The organism is Microlunatus elymi (assembly GCF_007362775.1).
In the GTDB taxonomy this organism is placed as follows: Bacteria; Actinomycetota; Actinomycetes; order Propionibacteriales; family Propionibacteriaceae; genus Microlunatus; species Microlunatus elymi.
In genome coordinates, this window is sequence record NZ_CP041692.1 from 1461960 (window position 1) to 1482245 (window position 20286).

The 20286-nt window shown below is 67.4% G+C and carries 18 protein-coding genes; 11 read left to right on the forward strand and 7 right to left on the reverse strand.

What is annotated here, in order from left to right; all coding sequences use genetic code 11:
* Positions 1 to 142: 142 nt before the first annotated feature.
* Positions 143 to 382, forward strand: a complete 240-nt coding sequence (locus FOE78_RS06550; RefSeq protein WP_143988630.1) for a chorismate mutase — start codon at positions 143 to 145, stop codon at positions 380 to 382.
* A gap of 36 nt (positions 383 to 418) precedes the next feature.
* Here the strand turns inward: FOE78_RS06550 and FOE78_RS06555 are convergent, their stop codons facing one another.
* Entirely contained in the window at positions 419 to 2083 is a 1665-nt protein-coding gene (locus tag FOE78_RS06555) for an FAD-binding dehydrogenase (RefSeq protein WP_143985578.1), read from the reverse strand.
* Positions 2084 to 2196: 113 nt separating this feature from the next.
* Between FOE78_RS06555 and guaA the strand changes: the two genes are divergently transcribed.
* A complete protein-coding gene (guaA, locus tag FOE78_RS06560) occupies positions 2197 to 3834 on the forward strand; it encodes a glutamine-hydrolyzing GMP synthase (protein WP_143985579.1) in 1638 nt (545 codons plus the stop codon).
* 84 nt (positions 3835 to 3918) lie between these two features.
* On the opposite strand, the gene FOE78_RS06565 is transcribed toward guaA, so the two are convergent.
* From FOE78_RS06565 to FOE78_RS06575, 3 genes are all read right to left on the reverse strand, one after another.
* Positions 3919 to 4458 (reverse strand): PspC domain-containing protein, encoded by a 540-nt coding sequence (locus FOE78_RS06565; RefSeq protein WP_143985580.1) that lies wholly within the window; start codon positions 4456 to 4458, stop codon positions 3919 to 3921.
* Positions 4459 to 4552: 94 nt separating this feature from the next.
* Positions 4553 to 4744, reverse strand: a complete 192-nt coding sequence (locus FOE78_RS06570) for a hypothetical protein (protein WP_143985581.1) — start codon at positions 4742 to 4744, stop codon at positions 4553 to 4555.
* Positions 4741 to 6015: a PspC domain-containing protein gene (locus FOE78_RS06575; protein ID WP_143985582.1), complete on the reverse strand. Its 1275-nt coding sequence runs from the start codon at positions 6013 to 6015 to the stop codon at positions 4741 to 4743. The genes FOE78_RS06570 and FOE78_RS06575 overlap by 4 nt, the downstream gene beginning before the upstream one ends.
* Before the next feature lie 149 nt (positions 6016 to 6164).
* Between FOE78_RS06575 and FOE78_RS06580 the strand changes: the two genes are divergently transcribed.
* From FOE78_RS06580 to FOE78_RS06605, 6 genes are all read left to right on the forward strand, one after another.
* Positions 6165 to 7604: an ATP-binding protein gene (locus tag FOE78_RS06580; protein ID WP_143985583.1), complete on the forward strand. Its 1440-nt coding sequence runs from the start codon at positions 6165 to 6167 to the stop codon at positions 7602 to 7604.
* A gap of 140 nt (positions 7605 to 7744) precedes the next feature.
* On the forward strand, positions 7745 to 8347 hold the full coding sequence (locus tag FOE78_RS06585) for a LuxR C-terminal-related transcriptional regulator (RefSeq protein ID WP_266095026.1): 603 nt from the start codon (positions 7745 to 7747) through the stop codon (positions 8345 to 8347).
* A gap of 103 nt (positions 8348 to 8450) precedes the next feature.
* Positions 8451 to 8726, forward strand: a complete 276-nt coding sequence (locus FOE78_RS06590) for a GlsB/YeaQ/YmgE family stress response membrane protein (protein WP_143985585.1) — start codon at positions 8451 to 8453, stop codon at positions 8724 to 8726.
* A gap of 44 nt (positions 8727 to 8770) precedes the next feature.
* Positions 8771 to 9184 carry a hypothetical protein gene (locus FOE78_RS06595; RefSeq protein ID WP_228266082.1) on the forward strand — a complete coding sequence of 138 codons (414 nt, stop codon included), beginning with the start codon at positions 8771 to 8773 and terminating at the stop codon, positions 9182 to 9184.
* Positions 9185 to 9196: 12 nt separating this feature from the next.
* Positions 9197 to 9643 (forward strand): RrF2 family transcriptional regulator, encoded by a 447-nt coding sequence (locus FOE78_RS06600; RefSeq protein WP_143985586.1) that lies wholly within the window; start codon positions 9197 to 9199, stop codon positions 9641 to 9643.
* Between the two features lie 1094 nt (positions 9644 to 10737).
* Positions 10738 to 11634, forward strand: coding sequence for a sulfite exporter TauE/SafE family protein (locus FOE78_RS06605; protein WP_143985587.1), 897 nt, complete (start codon positions 10738 to 10740; stop codon positions 11632 to 11634).
* Between the two features lie 83 nt (positions 11635 to 11717).
* On the opposite strand, the gene FOE78_RS06610 is transcribed toward FOE78_RS06605, so the two are convergent.
* Positions 11718 to 12956: a phospholipase D-like domain-containing protein gene (locus tag FOE78_RS06610; protein WP_143985588.1), complete on the reverse strand. Its 1239-nt coding sequence runs from the start codon at positions 12954 to 12956 to the stop codon at positions 11718 to 11720.
* Between the two features lie 218 nt (positions 12957 to 13174).
* Here FOE78_RS06610 and FOE78_RS24745 point away from each other — a divergent pair, with 218 nt between their 5' ends.
* A complete protein-coding gene (locus FOE78_RS24745; protein ID WP_407662615.1) occupies positions 13175 to 15862 on the forward strand; it encodes a UvrD-helicase domain-containing protein in 2688 nt (895 codons plus the stop codon).
* A 124-nt stretch (positions 15863 to 15986) separates the two neighbouring features.
* Here FOE78_RS24745 and FOE78_RS06620 read toward each other — a convergent pair whose 3' ends face one another.
* Together FOE78_RS06620 and FOE78_RS06625 are read right to left on the reverse strand one after the other, a co-directional pair.
* A complete protein-coding gene (locus tag FOE78_RS06620; protein ID WP_143985590.1) occupies positions 15987 to 17096 on the reverse strand; it encodes a M23 family metallopeptidase in 1110 nt (369 codons plus the stop codon).
* 236 nt (positions 17097 to 17332) lie between these two features.
* Positions 17333 to 18445, reverse strand: coding sequence for a M23 family metallopeptidase (locus FOE78_RS06625; RefSeq protein ID WP_143985591.1), 1113 nt, complete (start codon positions 18443 to 18445; stop codon positions 17333 to 17335).
* A 125-nt stretch (positions 18446 to 18570) separates the two neighbouring features.
* On the opposite strand from FOE78_RS06625, the gene FOE78_RS06630 reads away from it, so the two are divergent.
* Together FOE78_RS06630 and sucC are read left to right on the forward strand one after the other, a co-directional pair.
* Positions 18571 to 18996, forward strand: a complete 426-nt coding sequence (locus FOE78_RS06630; protein ID WP_143985592.1) for a cobalamin B12-binding domain-containing protein — start codon at positions 18571 to 18573, stop codon at positions 18994 to 18996.
* 119 nt (positions 18997 to 19115) lie between these two features.
* Entirely contained in the window at positions 19116 to 20279 is a 1164-nt protein-coding gene (gene sucC / locus FOE78_RS06635; RefSeq protein WP_143985593.1) for an ADP-forming succinate--CoA ligase subunit beta, read from the forward strand.
* The last annotated feature ends 7 nt before the right edge of the window (positions 20280 to 20286 follow it).

Consider the following 20286-nt stretch of genomic DNA (forward strand, 5'->3'; position numbering starts at 1 on the left):
CATCCCCGATGCCACTGACAACGGTCCGGTCGTTTTCTGCCAAATGGGACATTGATCGCGCCGCGAGAAGCCTCGATAGGCTCACCATGTGACCGACGACCCCTGGCCCGAACTCCGCAGACTGCGGCTGAGCATCGACAACATGGACGCGGCGCTGGTGCATCTGCTCGCCGAGCGGTTCAAGATCACCCAGCGGGTGGGCGAGTTGAAGGCCGAACACGGGCTGCCACCGGCCGATCCGGCCCGGGAGGCGGAGCAGATCGCCCGACTGCGCGCGCTGGCCGCCGACTCTCACCTGGACCCGGAGTTCGCCGAGAAGTTCCTCGGCTTCATCGTCGCCGAGGTCGTACGCCATCACGAGGCGCTGGCCAAGAAGTCCTGACTTCGCAGGTTGGTGCCGCAAGTCCTGACCTCTTCCTCAGCCGACGGCGCGAGCAGCCGCTCGGCCGGCGATCCGGCCGGAATGCAGGCAGCCGCCCAGGAAGGTTCCTTCCAGCGAGCGGTAGCCGTGCATCCCACCGCCGCCGAATCCGGACACCTCACCGGCCGCGTACACGCCGGGCAGCGGATCGCCACCGGCGGTCAGCACCCGTCCCTCCAGATCGGTCTCCAATCCGCCGAGCGTCTTGCGGGTGAGGACATGCAGCCGGACGGCGATCAGCGGACCGCCCGGACCGGCCAGGCCCGACCCGGGCCGATGCGGATCGAGGTACGGGTGCGGGGTGGCGACCCGGATCAGCCGATCACCCAGATAGCGGCGGGCGGCCGCGGTCGCCGTCACCTGCGGGTCCTTGCCGAGCCCGGAGCGGACCTGAAGATCACGGGCCTCGATCAACTTCCGCAGCTGCTCGGCCGAGATCGCGTCGTTGCCTGCCAGCGCGTTCATCCGGGTCGCGAGTTCGCCGACGTCGCCGGCCCGGATGAAGTCCGGGCCACGGTCGAGGAAGGCCCGAACCTCCGGCGTCGGGCCGGGCCGCACCCGGGTCGACAGCTGCTTGAGATCCTTGCCGGTCAGATCGGCGTTCTGCTCCGAACCGGAGAGAGCGAACTCCTTGCCGATGGTCTCCGCATCCAGCACGAACCAGGAGTACGTGTCACCCCGCGAGGTGATCTGACGCAGTGCGCCGAGCGAGTCGAACCCGGGGAAGTACGGCGCCGGCAGTCGCTCGCCGCGCGCGTCCAGCCACAGCGACGACGGCCCGGCCAGGATCCGGATGCCGTGGCCGGTCCACAGCGGTGTGTGGTTGAGGATGCCCTCGGGATAGTGCCACATCCGGTCCCGGTTGATCACCCGGCCGCCGGCGTCTTCGGCGACCTGCAGCATCGAACCGTCGACGAAGTCGGGTACGCCGATGATCATGTTCTCCGGTGCCTTGCCCCAGGCTCCGGGCCAGTTCTGTCGGACCAGGTCGAGGTTGGCGCCGATGCCGCCGCTGCTGATGATCACCGCCTGCGCCGTCAGCGAGAATCCGCCGACCCCGTCGCCGTCGCTCCGGACACCCCGCGGCACCGAACTGGGGGACAGGATGGTGCCCTCCACGCGTACGCCGTCGTCGTCGATGATCAGCCCGGAAACCTTGTGCCGGTTGAGAATCCGGACCCGATCACTGTGCTGCACCTGATCGGCGAACGGGCCGACCAAGCCCGGCCCGGTGCCCCAGACGATGTGGAATCGCGGCACCGAGTTGCCGTGTCCGGGGGCCATCCAGCCGCCGCGTTCGGCCCACTGCACCACCGGAAACCAGCGCACACCCAGGCCGTGCAACCAACTGCGCAACTCGCCGGCGGAGAAGTTGACGTACGCCTCCGCCCAGCGCCGCGGCCAGTAGTCGCAGTCCCGGTCGAAGCCGGCCGAGCCGAGCCAGTCGGCCAGCGCGATCTCGGCCGAGTCGTGCACCCGCATGTGCCGCTGCTCCGGTGTGTCGACCAGGAACAGGCCACCGAACGACCAGTGCGCCTGCCCGCCGAGCGATTGGACCGGTTCGCTGTCCAGCAGCAGAACCGAACGACCGGCAGCAGCGAGTTCGGAGGTGGCGACGAGCCCGGACAGACCGGCCCCGATCACGATGACATCGGCATCCATGACGAATCCTTACCAGTCCCGGCCGTAACTGGCAACGGTCGAACGGGCGCGTCCCGCGATCGTCGTTAGACTGCCGCCATCATTTCCCAATCTGCAGAGGCGTCCCACAGACAATGAGCGACTCCGAGTACGGCAGCGCCGAGCATGCGGTGTCGGCCGCCGGCTACACCCCGGCCGATGATCACGATCTGGTGATCGTGATCGACTACGGCGCCCAGTACGCGCAGTTGATCGCCCGCCGGGTGCGCGAGGCGCGGGTGTTCAGCGAGATCATGCCGCACACTGCGCCGGTGGATCAGATCCTGGCGCGCAAGCCGAAGGCGATCATCCTGTCCGGCGGTCCGGCCTCGGTGTACGCCGAGGGGGCGCCGCAGGTCGACGCGGCGATGTTCACCGGCGGCGTGCCCGTCTTCGGCATCTGCTACGGCTTCCAGGCCATGGCGAACGCACTCGGCGGCGAAGTCGCGCACACCGGCGGCAGTGAGTTCGGCCGGACCGTACTGCAGGTTTCTGATCATGGTCGGCTGCTGGCCGAGTTGCCCGATCGGATGAGTGTGTGGATGAGTCACGGCGATTCGGTGGTCGCTGCTCCCAAGGGCTTCATCGCCTTGGCTGGCACCGACGGTGCTCCGGTCGCCGCCTTCGAGAACCTTGATCAACAACTGGCCGGGGTGCAGTGGCATCCGGAGGTGCTGCACAGCGAATCCGGCCAGCAGGTGCTGGAACGGTTCCTGTTCGACGTCGCCGGCTGCAGCCCGACCTGGACCGCTGCCAACATCGTCGAGGAGCAGGTCGCCGCGATCCGCGAACTGGTCGGCAACAAGCACGTGATCTGCGGGCTGTCCGGCGGTGTGGACTCCGCCGTCGCCGGCGCCCTGGTGCAGCGGGCGATCGGTGATCAACTCACCTGCGTCTTTGTTGATCATGGTCTGCTGCGCAAAGGTGAAGCAGAGCAGGTGGAGCAGGACTTCGTCGCCGCGACCGGGGTCGAACTCAAGGTCGTTGACGCGAGCAAACAGTTCCTGGACGCGCTGGCCGGGGTCACCGACCCGGAACGCAAGCGCAAGATCATCGGCGCGGAGTTCATCACCAGCTTCGAGCAGGCCGCCCGCGAGATCGTGCTGGCGAAGTCCGGTGGTTCGGGTTCGGCGGACGAGTCGGTCGAGTTCCTGGTCCAGGGCACTCTGTACCCGGACGTGGTCGAGTCCGGTGGCGGTGAGGGAGCGGCCAACATCAAGAGTCACCACAACGTCGGCGGGCTGCCCGACGACCTGCAGTTCAAGCTGATCGAACCGTTGCGCACCCTGTTCAAGGACGAGGTGCGGGCGGTCGGCGAACAGCTCGGACTGCCCCGGGGGATGGTCTGGCGGCATCCGTTCCCCGGCCCCGGGCTGGCGATCCGTATCGTCGGCGCAGTTGATCATGAACGGCTGGCGATATTGCGTGAGGCCGACGCGATCGTCCGGGCCGAGGTGACAGCGGCCGGACTGGACGACGAGATCTGGCAGTTCCCGGTGGTGCTGCTGGCCGACGTCCGCTCGGTCGGTGTGCAGGGCGACGGCCGCACCTACGGCCACCCGATCGTGCTCCGGCCGGTGTCCAGCGAGGACGCGATGACCGCGGACTGGAGCCGACTTCCGTACGAGTTGCTGGAGCGGATCAGTTCCAAGATCACCAACGGCGTACGCGAGGTGAACCGAGTCGTGCTGGACCTGACCAGCAAGCCGCCGGCCACCATCGAATGGGAGTGATCAACTTCTCCGAATTCCCTTGCTGAGCAACAAACGGCCGGGCCCCGACGATTCGGGGTCCGGCCGCTTTCGGCTGCGGGTGATTCAGGAAGCAGAACCGGAATCCGGCTTGGACTCGGGTGACTCACCGGGCTCGGGCTGATCGGATCCGGTCGGATCGGCGTCGGGTTGGCCGCCGGTCGGCTGGGTCGGGTGCTTGGCCCTGCTGAACAGATCCTCCGCCGACTGGCGAGGCGGCGGCGGGGTGCTGCTCGTGGACTGCTGCCACGGGGCGCCGCCGGCTCCCCAGACCGGATCCTCGGCAGGCCGGGAGTTGGGGGCCGGCCAGCGGTACTGGCTGCTGCCGTACTGATTGCCACCGTACTGGCCGGCGCCGGGCGGCGCGTTGCGCGGGCCGATCGAGCTCGGCGGAGCGGGCGGCGCCTCGGGCACCAGCAACATCATCGCCAGGTAGATCAGCGCCACCGGGAAGGCGGCGGTGACGACTGCCAGCACGACGACCAGCACCCGGACCAGGGTCGGGTCCATGTTGAGGTATTGGGCAAGGCCCCCACAGACGCCGCCGATCCAGCGATCGTTGCGGCTGCGCTGCAGCTTGCGCGGTTGGTAGTTCGGGTAACTCATGATCATCTGCCTTTCACGGATCAGGTCGGCGTCGGCTGACAAGATCAACTTTTCAAGATCGACTTCTGTTGAGCGGTGGAGGGGTGGACGAACGTCAGCGATCTGATCGAGGACGGGACGCGGCGAGCCCGATGATGCCGATCACGACCAGGGTCAGCGGCGCCGCGACCTTCAAGGTCGACCAGTCGAAACCCTTGCCGCCGAGTGCGAGCCACAGCCCGCCCAGAGCCAGGGCCGTGGTCAACAGACCGAGGATCAACGAGACCGTATCCGGCCGGCGGTTCATCGGCGTACCTCCAGTTGCCCCTGACCAACCAACAGGTCCAGGTTGATCGACGTCTTGTGCTGACCGTTCAGCTGCGCGGTACCGGTCAGCTGGGAACCCCAGCGACGTGGCTGCCCGGTGATGCTGATCGTGCCATCGTCGACCCGGTAGTCGACAGTACTTCCGACATCGCGGGGCAGCAGCACGATCAGCCGGCCGGTTCCGACCGATGCGGTGAACGTGCGGGTGGAGGTCAGTTGCAGGTCGCGCAGATCGATGGTCAGCTGACCGGCGTCCACGTGTTTCTCGGCGGGCATCGCCGCCCCGGTCGAAAAGCTGACCTTCTGTACGCCGACCGAGTCGTCACCGATCACCGGCACTCGCTCGGCGGTCAGCGTGAACGCCATCGCCACCGCGGTCAGGATCGCCACCACAGCCATCCCCGGCGGTCTGCCGAACCGGGTCCCGGCGAGCAGGGTGAGGCCCATCACCAACAGGGCGGCCGACAGATAGATGGCCGGCGAGATCACCACTCCCAACGACGAGGCGACACCGAGACCGCCCAGGGTCAGCGCCAACACGGCCAGCGAGACCAGGCCCAGCCGCCGGGCGGAACGACGACGCTGTGCGGTACGAGCGCGCCGCGTCTCGATCACGTCGGCCGTCGGTGCGGGTTCGGCGTAGAGCCCGACCGGGTCGGGATGAGCGAGGAACTCCTCCCGGTAGGGATCCTCGGCCGGCAGCTGTTCTGCTCGTTGCGCCTCGGCCTGTTGCTGCCGCACCGTCTGCTGGTACTCGACGATCCGGTCCTGCCAGGCCCGGGCCGCCTCGGTGAAGGGAGTCGGCTCGCCGGTGAACTCGGCGAACTGCATCGGAGGTTCGACCGGCTCGGCGGCCGGCGGATCTGCCTGCTGCGGCCGGTTGCGGTAGTAGCCGAAATACCAGACAGCCGCCATCACCACCGCCGCGGCGAAACTGAACGGGGCCACCGACGACAGCGCGACCAGACCGATCACACAGGCAGCGGCAACGATCACCAGCCGGAGTTCGCGGGACCAGCCGCGAGTCTGCGGGATCGCTTGATCCAGGTACGAGGCCTGCTTGCCCTCCTCGGGAACCATCAGCCAGCCGGCCAGGTACAGCACCACGCCGATCCCGCCGCTGAGCGCGAGGATCGCGAAACCGACCCTGATCAGCACCGGGTCGACGTTCCAGACCCGGGCCAACCCCGCAGCCAGGCCGCTAACCTTGCGGTCGGTCGCGGTGCGACGAACCGTCCAGATCGAACTCATGGCGGCAATCCTTATCGGCTGCCGGAGATTGCACCATCGGGGACCACCCCCACCCGTGCCGGTTTGCCGACCCCGGAGTATCGATCGGGGACGCGTACGGGTTGACCCTGCTGAGTTCCGGTTCCATTCGTGCAAGGCTGGTTGCCGTCATGACACGCTCCCCTGCGCATGGGGCTCCGGCCATCGGCCGGGCTGCCGGCGATCAATCCGACTCCGGGTCCGGGACCGACCCGGATGCCGATTCGTCGCGCCCGAAGGAACCGGCGAGCGAGCTTCCGCCGGCAGGTTCGGTTCGGGACAAGGTGCTGGAGACCGCCAGCCGACAACAGGCCGAGCAGGAAGCCAAGCAGACCCGCCCGCGCGCGTCCCGGGTGAGTGAAGGGGCCTGGCTCGGCGGCGTGTGCACCGGGCTGGCCCGGCATCTCGGCTGGCCGGTGATGGTGATCCGAGTCGGCTTCGTGGCGCTCGCGCTGGCTCAGTTCGTCGGCGTCATCGCCTACGGCGCGCTGTGGCTGTTGCTGCCGCCCGAGTCGGCGATGAAGTCGCCCGGTCTGGAAGCGGCCAGTCGCCAGGGACTGCGCAACGAGCGGTCCAACCGCCGTGTCCGGCGGCGAGCCGACTGGGGTGCGGTGTTGGCGCTGGTCGTCCTCGGCGCCGGTCTGATCTGGACCGTGCAGGCGACCGGGCTCGGCATCAGACAACAGATCTTCTGGCCGGTGGCGTTCGCCTGTGCCGGCGCCGCGCTGGTCTGGCGGCAGGCAGACACCGCGCGGCAGAGCGAGTGGAAGTCCGAGGCCGGCGGGCGGATCTGGCTGGCGCCGTTGATCGCTCGCGGTGGCTGGCCGGCGATCATGCGGGTGGTGGTCGGACTGACCCTGGTCGGCGCCGCGTTCGGTCTGATCGTCGCCCAGCAGAACCAGCTGCAGGAGCTGCCGCAGGTGCTGGCGATGACGATGCTGGCGCTGGCCGGTCTCGCGATCGTCGCCGCGCCGTGGCTGCACCGGTCCCGTACGGCGTTGAACGAGGCCCGGGCGGCGAAGGTGAGAGCCGACGCCCGCGCCGACATGGCCGCCCACCTGCACGACTCGGTGCTGCAGACCTTGGCACTGATCCAACGCCAGGCCGACGACCCGAAGGAGGTCCAGCGGCTGGCGCGCCGGCAGGAACGTGAACTGCGGACCTGGTTGTATGGCGAGGAAGTCGCCGACACCACGATGAAGGCGGCGGTCAGCGCCGCCGCCGCCGAGATCGAGGACGAGCGGGGCATCCCGGTCGAGGTGATCACCGTCGGCGACTGCGAACTGACCGAGCCGATGCAGGCGATGATCATGGCCGCGCGAGAGGCGATCGTGAACGCCGCCAAACACTCCGGCGCGGACAAGATCGACGTGTATGCCGAGGTCACCGACGAACTGGTGGAGATTTTCGTCCGCGATCGGGGCAAGGGATTCGATCAAGAGCTGATCGACGACGATCGGATGGGGGTCCGGGGCAGCATCATCGGCCGGATGACCCGTCACGGCGGCAAGGCCAGGATCCGCAGTGCTCCTGGCGATGGAACCGAAGTACGACTGGAGATGCAGCGATGAACAACGACCTCCCCCACTCGAGCCGGCCCGAATCGACCCAGCCGAACGCGCTGGGGCAGCCCACGCCGTCCGCGGCGCCCGGGCCGGCACCGGTCGATCCGCAGCGTCCGCGCAGTGTGGTGATCGTTGATGATCATGCGATGTTTCGCAGCGGCGTACGGCATGAGATCGGCATCCGGTGTCGGGTGCTCGGCGAGGCCGAGGACGTCGACTCCGCGGTGAAGTTGATCTTGCAGACACAACCGGACGTTGTACTGCTCGACGTTCATCTGCCCGGCGGTGGCGGCACCGAGGTGCTGCGTCGGGTGCACGAGAAGAACCCGGAGCAGAAGTTTCTGGCTTTGTCCGTCTCGGACGCGGCCGAGGACGTGATCGGCGTGATCCGCGGTGGCTCGCGGGGTTACGTGACGAAGTCGATCAGCGGGCCGGAACTGATCGACGCGATCCGCCGGGTGGCCGAAGGAGATGCGGTGTTCTCGCCGCGGCTGGCCGGCTTCGTACTGGACGCGTTCTCCGGTGCGATCGACATCGCCAGTGTGGACGAGGACCTTGATCGACTTTCGCCACGGGAACGTGAGGTGATGCGTCTGATCGCACGCGGCTATGCCTACAAGGAAGTCGCCAAGGAACTGTTCATCTCGATCAAGACGGTGGAGACCCACGTCAGCAGCGTGCTGCGCAAACTCCAACTGTCCAATCGGCACCAGCTGACCCGCTGGGCCACCGATCGCCGACTGGTCTGAACGACCGCGGCCGAACAGATCGCGCGAGATCCGCGCGGTGAGGCGGAGAGATCCGTACGAATCGATGGTCGCCTGGCCATCGGAAGCTGGAAGGAGCAAGATCATGTTCTCGATCATCGGCACGATCATCTTCGGAGCGGTGATTGGCATCCTGGCCCGCGCGGTGTTGCCGGGCCGTCAGTCCTACGGTTGGGTGGTCACCATCCTGCTCGGCATCGGTGGAGCCTTCATCGGCTACTGGCTGTCGGGTCTGCTCGGTGTCCGGCACACCTTCGGCATCGACTGGATCCGTTGGGCGCTCAGTGTCGGCGCGGCTGCCGTGTTGAGCTTCGCCTACACCTCGATCACCCGGAAGGGTCGTCAGGACACCACCGTGTGAGGTGATGCGTCCGGCCTCGTTCCGTTCGAGGATTCTTCGGAGTCTTGATCGACTCCGTCTGCGACTTGGTGTCCTGCATCCGAATCCGGGTGCAGGACACTAGGTTTTTAGCCATGGGATTGGCTCAGCAGATCGTTCTGTTGCTGCATTTGATCGCGTTCGCGGCACTGTTCGGCGGCATCCTGGTGCAGGTGCGCCGGCCGGAGCCGGAAGTGAATGCCGCCATGCTGCACGGCTCGTACACGATGTTGATCACCGGCGTGGTGCTGGTCGTGCTGGCCGAGGTGAACGACGATCCGACCAACCATCTCAAGATCGGAATCAAGCTGGCGGTGAGCATGATCATCACCTTCCTGGTGATCATCAATCGTCGGTTCAGCTCGATCCCGCGCGGCCTGCTGATGCTGTTGGGGCTGTTCACGCTGGGGAATGCGACGCTCGCCGTCGTGTGGCAGTAATCTTCTGCACTGATGAGACTTTCAGCGCGCGTCGACTACGCCCTCCGTGCCGCCGCCGAGCTGGCCGCGGCGGGCGCACCTCGTACGCTGGACCAGCTCGCGGCCGCCCAGGAGATCCCGGCCAAGTATCTGGAGAGCATCCTCGGTGAGATGCGTCGCGGTGGGATCCTGCGCAGCCAGCGCGGTCCCGACGGTGGCTATCGGCTCGGTCGCCCGTCGGAGCAGATCAGCATCGCCGACATCATCCGGGTGCTCGACGGCGAGCTCGCGAACGTCCGCGGCAGCCGTCCGGAGAACCTCGAGTACACCGGCGCCGCGGTGCCGCTGCAGCAGGTCTGGATCGCGCTGCGAGCCAGCGAACGTTCGATCCTGGAACAGGTCACCCTCGCCAACATCGCCGACGCCAAGATGCCCGACGCAGTAGCAAAGTTGATCGCCTCTCCGGCTGCCTGGAGCTGATGGGTCTTCGCGGTCGAGTCGGTGCCGCTGCCGCGGTCTGGTCTGGCGTCTTGCGTTGCGGGGACAATCCCCGCACCCCTTACCGTCTGCAACGCAGTCGAGATCGTGCCGCTGCCGCCGTCTGGTCTGGTGTCTTGCGTTGCGGGGACAATCCCCGCACCCCTTACCGTCTGCAACGCAGTCGAGATCCTGCCGCTGCCGCCGTCTGGTCTGGCGTCTTGCGTTGCGGGGACAATCCCCGCACCCCTTACCGGAGTTGCGTCCATGGAAGGTGTTGCCCCGGCACCTCCGCTGCGCTGCGGTGCCGGTCTCGCGTTGGGGCGCTCGACCGGCATGCAAGGTTGCCGTTCTTGGCTGGGTGCCCGGTTGAGCCGGGCTCTTACTCGCCAAGTGTCCTGAGCCCGTCGAAGGACCGGGACTTGCAGCGTTCGGAGGATCTGCTGCTGTCGAAGGACCGGGGCGGTGTGTGATCGGCGAGCGTTCGTTTTCCAGCCGGAGCTGGGTTTGGTGTCGGTGTCGGACCGCTGGCTCCGCACGAACCCAACTGTGGTCGGAAAGCGTACGGCAGAGCGCCGCTGGCTCCGCTGAAATCCCGTTCCCGCGTACCTTCGGGACTCCCGCGGACCTTCCTGACGCTGGGGACGCTTCCCGCGTACCTTCGGCGCTCCCGCGCAAGTCGGAACGTACGCGGGAGGACCGTCGATGCGCGGCAACCTCCCCGACCCTGATCTCTGCGACCGCGAGTCGCACGAATTCAACCGCACAGTTGGAAGATGAGCGGGCAGAGCGGGAGTGTTCGTTTTCCGGCCGGAGCTGGGTTTGGTGCCGGGGTCCGGGTCCGGCGTCGGGGCCGTACGTTCTCCAGCGATCGCGGAGTAGTGGTCGGCGGTGCCGTGGCTCACCGAGCGACGCTGCACCGCAAACTCGCGGATCCGGATGAGAGTGAGGTATCAACATCCGGTCATCCGGGCGACACGCTGCTGGATTCTGGCAAAGTCCTAGTCAACCCGTAGGGTTAGTCACTACGGTAGGGATTGTTCGGTACGAGAACGATCCGGACGAGAACGAGATCAGCAACGGAAGGCCGGGGAACCATGCGCAAACTCATCGTGGTCGCTGTGGTCGGACTACTCGCACAGCTCGTCGACGGCGCGCTCGGGATGGGGTACGGCGTGACCTCCAGCAGCTTGCTGGTCGCCGTCGCCGCGCTCACCCCGGCGGCGGCATCGGCATCGGTACACCTGTCGGAGATGGGCACCAACATCGCCTCCGGCATCTCCCACTGGAGACTGAAGAACGTCGACTGGCGGGTGGTGGCGCGGATCGCGCTGCCGGGCGCGATCGGCTCGTTCATCGGCGCCACGGTGCTGTCCAACCTGTCCACCGAAGCAGCCGAACCGGTGATGTGCGGCATCCTGCTGGCGCTCGGCGTCTACATCTTCATTCGCTTCCTGATCGGCATCAAGCCACGGCTGCGCGGCAACCCGGGGCTGAAGTTGCTGGCCCCACTGGGACTGTTCGCCGGCTTCGTCGACGCCACCGGAGGCGGCGGCTGGGGACCGGTGGCTACCCCGGCGCTGCTGACCGACGGCCGGATGGAGCCGCGCAAGGTGATCGGCTCGATCGACACCGCCGAGTTCGTCGTCAGTGCCGCCGCCAGCCTCGGCTTCATCATCGCGCTGGGCTCGCAGGGCATCCATTGGGGACTCGCGCTGGCGCTGCTGATCGGCGGCGTGATCGCCGCCCCGATCGCCGCGTATCTGGTCCGGATCGCGCCGGCCCACCTGCTCGGGATCGCGGTCGCCGGGATCATCCTGCTGACCAACTCTCGTACCTTGATGAAGTCCGCGGACGTCGACTCCGGCACCCGCTGGATCGTCTACATCGGTCTCTTCGTGGTGACTGTCGCCGGCCTGGTCTTCGTCATCGCCCGCAATCGCCGCAACAAGGACGACTCCGCCGACCGCCCGGTCGAGACCGTGTCCGCCTGAATCGCCCATCCAGACTCCGACCTGTCAGCGTCAGAGAGCGTTATGGCGCCTTCTGCCGCTGACAAGTCGGATCAGGAAAGGTCTCAGAGGAGGGGGCGGAACGGCGTGAGCACGGATTCGCTGAATTTCACCATCGCCGGCCGGCTGTGCCACTCGTCCAGGGTGAGTTCGCGGCAGTTGCTCGAATCCATCGCGAAGATCTCCTCCAGCTGACCGGCCACCGCGTCGGAGAACACCTCGATGTTCATCTCGTAGTTGCCCTGCAGGGACAATCGGTCGATGTTGGCGGTGCCGATGGTCGACCACTGCCCATCGATGCAGGCCGTCTTCGCGTGCACCATCGCACCCTGGTAGAGGAAGAGTCGTACGCCGCCGCGCAGCAACTGGCTGTAGAAGCCGCGGGACAACCAGTCGGCGACGATGTGGTTGGACTCCTCGGGGACGATGATTCGCACATCGACGCCACGATCGGCCGCCTGCAACAGCGCCCGCACCATGTCCTCGTCCGGGATCAGGTAGGCGTGGGTCAGGTAGATGTGATGACTGGCCCGGTCGATCGCATCCAGATACATGCCGCGGATCGGGAAGACCAGGTTCTTCGGCACATTCCGGTAGAGCCGGATGTTCGGCTGCCAGACGAGCCCGCCGGTATCGGGCAGCTGCGGCAGCCGCCGCCGAGGGAACAGGTTCCAGTAGTCGATGAACGCGTTCTGCATGTCCCAGACGATGTCGCCGGTCAGCCGGGCATGGGTGTCGCGCCAGTTCGTCGCGTACAGGCTGCCGATGTTGTAACCGCCGATGAAGGCGACGTCGTCGTCGACCACCAGCAGCTTGCGGTGATCGCGCCCGGTCTGCCGCGGCCAGCGGAATCCGAAACCGATCAGCCGATGCGGCTTCACCCGCAGATTCGGATGCTTCGGGAAGCGGAAGAAGCTTCGTGGGACGACCAGATTGGCGAACTCGTCGTAGACGATGTAGACCCGTACGCCGCGCTCCGCCGCGTCCAGCAGCGCCTGCTTGAACTCGAAGCCGACCGGGTCGGCCTTCCAGATGAACGTCTCGAAGTAGATCTGTAGCCTGGCCTGCCGGATGGCGCCGAGCATGTCGGCGTACAGGTCCTCGCCGTAGGTGTAGAGCGTGACCTCCGAACCGCCGGTGGTCACCGAACGCGGCGGCACGCGCGGAAAGACGACGTGCCGACGGCTCTTCTTGCGGCGGTGGTCGGTGATCGCCAACGCGCCGAGCGTCGCACCCTGTACGGCTGCCACGGCAAGCACGGATCGCTTGATGATCTTCCGCACCGGCAGCCGTCCCAACTTCATGGCGTCAGCCTAGACGCTCGGCAGGACGGCGGGGCGGACACCGGTGCCGCCGACCGCAGTCGGAGGATGTCGGCGTACGCGGCTAGGCTGACTCGGTCATGAGCAGTGCATCAGCTTCCGAGGAAACCGGGTCTTCCGAGAGATCCGTGCGGTCGCGACGGTCCGCCGACAGCTCGCGGGACGACGGGGCACGACACCGGCAATCGTCGGATGATGCGTTGTTTCCCGAGGCCGGCCGGCCCGCGCGGGACAAGAAGCAGCGCAAGCAGGATCTGCTGGCGGGGTTGAATCCTCAGCAGCGGCAGGCCGTGCTGCACACCGGCGCGCCGGTGCTGGTCGTCGCCGGCGCGGGATCGGGCAAGACCCGGGTGCTGACCCGCCGGATCGCCTACCTGGTTGGCGAAAGGAAGGTTCATCCGGGGTCGATCCTCGCCATCACCTTCACCAACAAGGCCGCCGCCGAGATGCGGGATCGAGTGCAGGAGCTGATCGGCAACCGGGCCAAGTTGATGTGGGTGTCCACCTTCCACTCCGCGTGTGTCAGGATCCTGCGTTCGGAGATCGGCCGATTCAACATGGCCCGTACGTTCTCGATCTACGACGACGCCGACGCGAAGCGGCTGATGCAGTTGGTCTGTCGCGACCTTTCCCTTGACCCGAAGCGATTCCCGCCGCGCGCGGTGCTGAACTGGGTGTCCAACTGCAAGAACGAGTTGGTCGACACCGACTCGGCGAGTTCGAAAGTGAGCACGCCGCTGGAGGAGGGCTATCTCGCTGCGTACAAGGAATATCAGCAGCGTCTGATCGCCGCGAACGCCTTGGACTTCGACGATTTGATCATGACGACCGTGCACCTGATGCAGGCCTTCCCCGAGGTCCGCGAGCAGTACCGGCGCCGGTTCCGGCATGTCCTCGTCGACGAGTATCAGGACACCAACATCGCCCAGTACGAGTTGATCCGCCAGCTCTGCGGCCATGTCGAGGACAGTCCGGCGCAGGTCGAGGACGGTCCGGCGGCGGCCCCGGCGGAGTTGATGGTGGTCGGCGACTCGGACCAGTCGATCTACGCCTTCCGCGGCGCGACCATCCGCAACATCCTCGACTTCGAGTCCGACTTCCCGGGCGCCGAAACGATCTTGCTCGAGCAGAACTACCGCTCCACCCAGAACGTCCTGGACGCGGCCAACGCGGTCATCTCGCGCAACCAGGGGCGTACCGAGAAGCGGCTGTGGTCCGACGCCGGAGCCGGCGACAAGCTCGTCGGCTACGTGGCCGATTCCGAGCACGACGAGGCCCAGTTCGTGGCCGGTGAGATCGACGCGCTGGTCGATCAGGGCAAGATCAAGTACGGCGACGTCGCGGTGTTCTACCGGACCAACGCTCAGTCCCGCGCGTTCGAGGAGGTCTTCGTCCGGGTCGGGTTGCCGTACAAGGTCGTCGGCGGCGTCCGCTTCTACGAGCGGCGCGAGATCCGCGACGCGATCGCCTACTTGCGTGCCATCGCCAACCGCAGCGACGACGTCTCGGTCCGGCGGATCCTCAACGTGCCCAAGCGCGGCATCGGTGATCGGGCCGAGGCGGCCGTGGAGGCGTACGCGGCCGAGCATCGGATCAGCTTCGGCGACGCGCTGCGGCACGTCGACGAGATCGCGGGACTCGCCACCCGGTCGGCCAAGCAGATCGCCTCCTTCACCGCGTTCATGGACAAGTGCGAGCGGTTGGTCGCCGACAACGCGCCGGCCGACGAGGTGTTGACCACGGTGCTGCAGGACTCGGGCTACCTGGCCGAGTTGCACGCCTCGACCGATCCGCAGGACGAGACCCGGCTGGAGAACCTGGTCGAGCTGGTGGCGGTGGCGCGGGAGTTCGTCGCCGCCGGCGGGACCACGCCGCTGGGCAGCGGCGGTGAGGGCGGGGGGTTGTCCTCGCTGAGCACCGAACCGATCCTCGCCACCGAGCTGCCGCCGACGGTTGAGACGGTTCAGGCTCCACAGGACACCGAGCCGCAGCACCGCGGTCCGCGCGTCGATCCCGCACCGGCCGACAGTCTTTTCGCCGAGGGGTTGTTCGCGCTGGAGGAGAATTCCGGTCCTTCGACAAGCTCAGGACCCGTGGGAGTCGGCTCCGAATCGGTGGATGCGGGTTCGGGTTCCGGGTCGATCCTGGACGAGGTGCAGGTCGGGCCGGAGGCCGATCAACTGACCGGGGCCGAGTTCGAGTTGGGCGCCGGGGCGGCCCAACCCGATGTGTCGCTGGGCGCGTTCCTGGAGCGGGTGGCGCTGGTGGCCGACGCCGATCAGATCCCGGACTCCGACGGCGAGTCCGGCGGGATGGTCACCCTGATGACCTTGCACACGGCCAAGGGGCTGGAGTTCGACACCGTTTTCCTCGGCGGCCTGGAGGACGGGATCTTCCCGCACCAGCGCGCGCTGGGGGAGCGCGCCGAGTTGGAGGAGGAACGCCGACTCGCCTATGTCGGGCTGACCCGGGCCCGCAAGCGGCTCTACCTGAGCCGGGCCATCGTCCGTTCCGCCTGGGGTGCGCCGCAGCACAACCCGCCGAGCCGATTCCTGGCCGAGATCCCGGTCGACCTGATCGACTGGCGGCGTACCGAGGGTGCGGTGACCAGTTGGCGGTCGTCGTCGGCCACCTCGTACGAGCGGGAACGGGCCAAGGACGAGGCAACCGCGCGCTGGCGCAACACCGTCGGCTTCGGCAGCAGCCTGCCGAAGAAGAAGGAGATCCCGTCCCTGCAGGCCGGCGATCGAGTGCTGCACTCGGTCTTCGGCATGGGCAGCGTGATCGCCACCTCCGGTGCCGGCGAGAACGCCAAGGCCGACGTGGATTTCGGCTCCTCGGGCGTGAAGCGGCTTTCGCTGCGGCACGCGCCGCTGGAAAAGCTCTGAGAAACAGCGGCAGCGCACCCGTTCCGCGGTAACGCAATCAGCCGCACCAGTTACCGCACGCCGCACCGGGTGCAGCCGGTGCGGCGTGCGGTACGTGGTGCGGCTGTGCCGGGTCGGGCGGTGGTTACGGGTTCAGACCGTGGGCGTGGAACCAGATGGCCGGGTTGATCGCGCTGTAGACGTCGCCCGGGGTGACGCCGGCCGGGTAGAGCTCGACGTGGGTGTGCGGACCGAAGGCGCGGCCGGTCTGGCCGACGTGTCCGATCAGCTGACCGGCGGTCACCTGCTGGCCGGCGCTGACCGACACCGAGGACATGTGCGCGAACAGCATTTGCTGGCCGTTGGCGAACTTGATCGTCACGTAGTTGCCGGCCCAGCTGCTGGCCGAACCGATGCCGGCATTGGTGATCACGCCGTTGCCGGTCGCGTGGATCGGCGTACCGATCGGGGCGGCGAAGTCGATGCCGGTGTGGTAGCGGGCCCAGGAACCGTACTGACCGAAGGTCGCCGCGATGTTGTACGAGCCCTTCGCCACCGGCAGGGTCGCATGCCCGTCGCCGGTGCTGGAGCTGGTCAGATCCTGGCTGTCGGTGCCGGCGGCCGTCGTGGCGTTCCCGGTGTCGCCGCTGCCGGTGGTGTTGGCGCCGGTGGTGGCGTTGTCGGCAGCTACCTGCCCGCGCTCGCGCTCTTCCTTGCTGAGCTTGCTGGAGAGCTTCTGCGACGACTTCGACGCGTCCTGCAGGGCCTTCGCCCGCTGCTCGCCGGCCTTGCTGGCGGCGTCGTTCTGGCTGCTGGTGTCGGTGACCTTGGCGTTCTTCTGGGCGTCCCGACGAGCAGACATGTCGACCGTGCCGTCCAGCGGCCCGTCAGTGTTGGAGGTCTGGGAAGCGGACAGCGACTTCCGCTGCACCGACCGGCTGGTCTGATCCGACCGGTTGCCGACCGCGGTCACGCCGGCGTCCGACGAACTCGACGCCACGGTCACGCCGGTGGTCGAGCCACCGGACAGTTCACTGGCCGAACCGGTCAGGGCGACCGCGCCGGCGGCTCCGAGACCGAGACCGGCGATCGCCAGCGCGGCGATGCCGTGCCGGATCCAGCCCCGCTTGTCCTTCTCGAGTTCTTCGATCGCCCGGCGGGCCCGCGTCCGCTTGGCGGTCCCAAAGGCTCTGGCGCCGGTCACCGTCGGGAAATTCTTCAGCAACGGGACACGCTTGCGCTGTTGCGATCGCACGCGGGACGTTCTCCTTGGTCGGCGGCAGGCCGCAATCGACACCGCTTCGGCGTACGAAGTTGGCCCTGATGACTGTGCCGAACGCCCGAGACTGACCCCCACAGGCGGCAGGCACCCGATGACCATAACGGATGAGTAACGGGCCGCCAAACCTCAGGGGAGAGTCTTGAGGACATCTTGGCAAGCGCTTGCGGTTGCTGTGCAGACTTCCCGCAGCAGACGAATGATTCCGACCATCAACGCGGATGGACGCCGATGCTGTTCAACCAGGGGAGCGGATCGACCGCGCGGTAGACGTCTCCCGGCCGGATCCCCGGCGGGTAGACCTCGAAATGCAGATGCGGGCCGAACGCCCGCCCGGTCTGGCCGACACGTCCGATCTCCTGCCCTGCGGCCACCGGCTGACCGGGCGACACCTCGATGTCGGACAGATGTGAGTACATGGTGCTGACGCCGTCGGCGTGCCGGATGGCGACGTGGTTGCCGGCCCAGTCACCGCTGTTGCCCGCGTAGGTCACGACTCCGGCGGCCACGGCGTGGACCGGTTCGCCGAAGCCGGCGCGGAAGTCGACTCCGGTGTGGTAGCTCGACCAGAACCCGTACGCACCGAAGCGTGCGCCGATCGTTCCCGACGCCACCGGCATCACCCCGCCGACCACGCGACCGAAGGGAATGCCGTCCTGGCCGGGTGGAGTGGCGCCGTCGACCGTCCCGACCTGGGTGGTGCCGTTCTCGTTGGACAGGGACGCGGTGGCGCCCGCTGCGGCGGCATCGGCCGGAGGTTCGGCACCGGCGGCACGTTGCCGCGCCGCCTCTGCCTCGGCCGCCGCCTGTTCCCGGCGCAGCCGCTCGGCCAACTCGCGAGCCACCATCGCCCGGATCCGACGTTGCTCACGCTCGGCGAAGATCTTCTCCTGCGCGTGCTGGGTGCGTGCCGCGGTTTGCCGCAAGGCCCGGCGGCGTTCGGCGGCGTAGCTCTTCAACGCCGTCTCGGCGATGATCTGTTGTTCGCCGGCGAGTTGATAGTGCCGTTGCACGGCCACCAACCGGTTCTGAGCGGGCGTGTTCAGCCGGATCTGGGGTGCGGCCCCGAAGTTGCGGTCGTACTGCGCCAGCGGAGCCGGGTGCCGGACGACCTGCTGGGTGGCCGCCGAGCGCGGCGGCGCGGTCAGGTCGGTGATCGCCGCGACGGTCACGCCGGCCCCGGCGATCAGCACCGCGGCGAACCAGGCGGGCAGCCAGACTCGTACCCAACGCGACAGCAGGGCACGCAGATGCGGCAGCCGAAGCGCTCGGCGAAATCGACGCCACTGGCGATGCAGCGTCCCAGCGCCGGATGCAGTGCGCAACGCGAACCCCTCCTACCAGGCCTCGGCCTGCCGTGAACCAGCGATGGCCCGGACCGGCAGTGAGGTGACTGCCGGCACCGCCCATCCTGTCACCCGAACGGTTCTGCGGAGTAGCCTCTCGTCGCATGGAAACAGGGTCGAGTTCCGGGCCTCAGCTGCGGATCGTGGTTGCCAAGCCCGGCCTGGACGGCCATGATCGCGGCGCCAAGGTGATCGCCCGGGCACTGCGAGATGCCGGCATGGAGGTCATCTACACCGGCCTGCATCAGACCCCCGAACAGATCGTCCGTACCGCGATCGCCGAGGACGCCGACGGGATCGGCCTGTCCGTGCTGTCGGGCGCCCACATGACCTTGTTCGCCCGGGTGATGGAGCTGCTGGCGGAGAACGAGGCGACCGACATCGTGGTCTTCGGCGGCGGCATCATCCCCGAGGAGGATCGGCGGGCGCTGGCCGAGCTGGGGGTCACCGGAATCTTCACCCCGGGCGCTCGGATGGACGAGATCGTCGATTGGGTCCGGACCAACGTCAAGCATCAAGCGACCCTCTGACTCCTCACCTCGAGTGGCTCGCGACCACCGGCGACCCTGCTCGGTCCGGCGACTCACTGCGCGTTAGGCTGCCGCCGTCTGCTACCGCAGGCACACCTAAGAGAGTGAGGTTGAGCGCGGTGGACTTGTACGAGTACCAAGCGCGTGATGTCTTCGAGGCGCACGGCGTCCCCGTACTGCGGGGGATCACCGCGACGACACCGGACGAGGCGAAGTCGGCAGCCGCCGAACTGGGCAGCCCCGTTGTGGTGGTCAAGGCCCAGGTGAAGACCGGCGGACGAGGCAAGGCCGGCGGCGTCAAGATCGCCAAGAGCCCGGACGAGGCGGCCGCCCGCGCCGAGGAGATCCTCGGCCTGGACATCAAGGGCCACGTGGTCAAGAAGCTGATGATCGCCGAAGGTGCCGACATCGCCGAGGAGTACTACTTCTCCGTGCTGCTGGACCGCGCCGAGCGTCGCTACCTCGCCATGTGCTCCAAAGAGGGCGGGATGGAGATCGAACAGCTCGCCGTCGAGCGTCCCGAGGCACTGGCCAAGGTGCCGGTGGACCCGGTGGTCGGCATCGACGAGGCGAAGGCCCGCGAGATCGTACGGCAGGCCGGCTTCGACTCCGAGATCGGCGCCAAGATCGCTCCGGTGTTGATCAAGCTCTACGACGTGTACACCGGCGAGGACGCCACCCTGGTTGAGGTCAACCCGCTGGTGAAGACCGGTGCCGGCGACATCATCGCGCTGGACGGCAAGGTCACCCTCGACGAGAACGCCGCCTTCCGCCATCCTGATCACGCTGCGCTCGTGGACAACGTCTCCACCGACCCGCTCGAGGTCAAGGCCAAGGACAAGGGCCTGAACTACGTCAAGCTGGACGGCGAGGTCGGCATCATCGGCAACGGCGCCGGTCTGGTGATGAGCACTCTCGACGTGGTCGCGTACGCCGGTGAGAAGCACGGTGTGAAGCCGGCCAACTTCCTCGACATCGGCGGCGGTGCCAACGCCCAGGTGATGGCCGACGGGCTGGACGTGATCTTGGGCGACGAGCAGGTCCGGACCGTGTTCGTGAACGTGTTCGGCGGTATCACCGCCTGCGACGAGGTCGCCAATGGCATCAAGGGTGCGCTGGAGATCCTCGGCGACAGCGCCACCAAACCGCTGGTCGTCCGCCTCGACGGGAACAACGTGGACAAGGGCCGCGCGATCCTGAACGAGTTGAATCACCCGCTGGTGACCCAGGTGGACACGATGGACGGCGCCGCGGCCAAGGCCGCCGAGCTCGCCGCCCGCTGATCGGCTG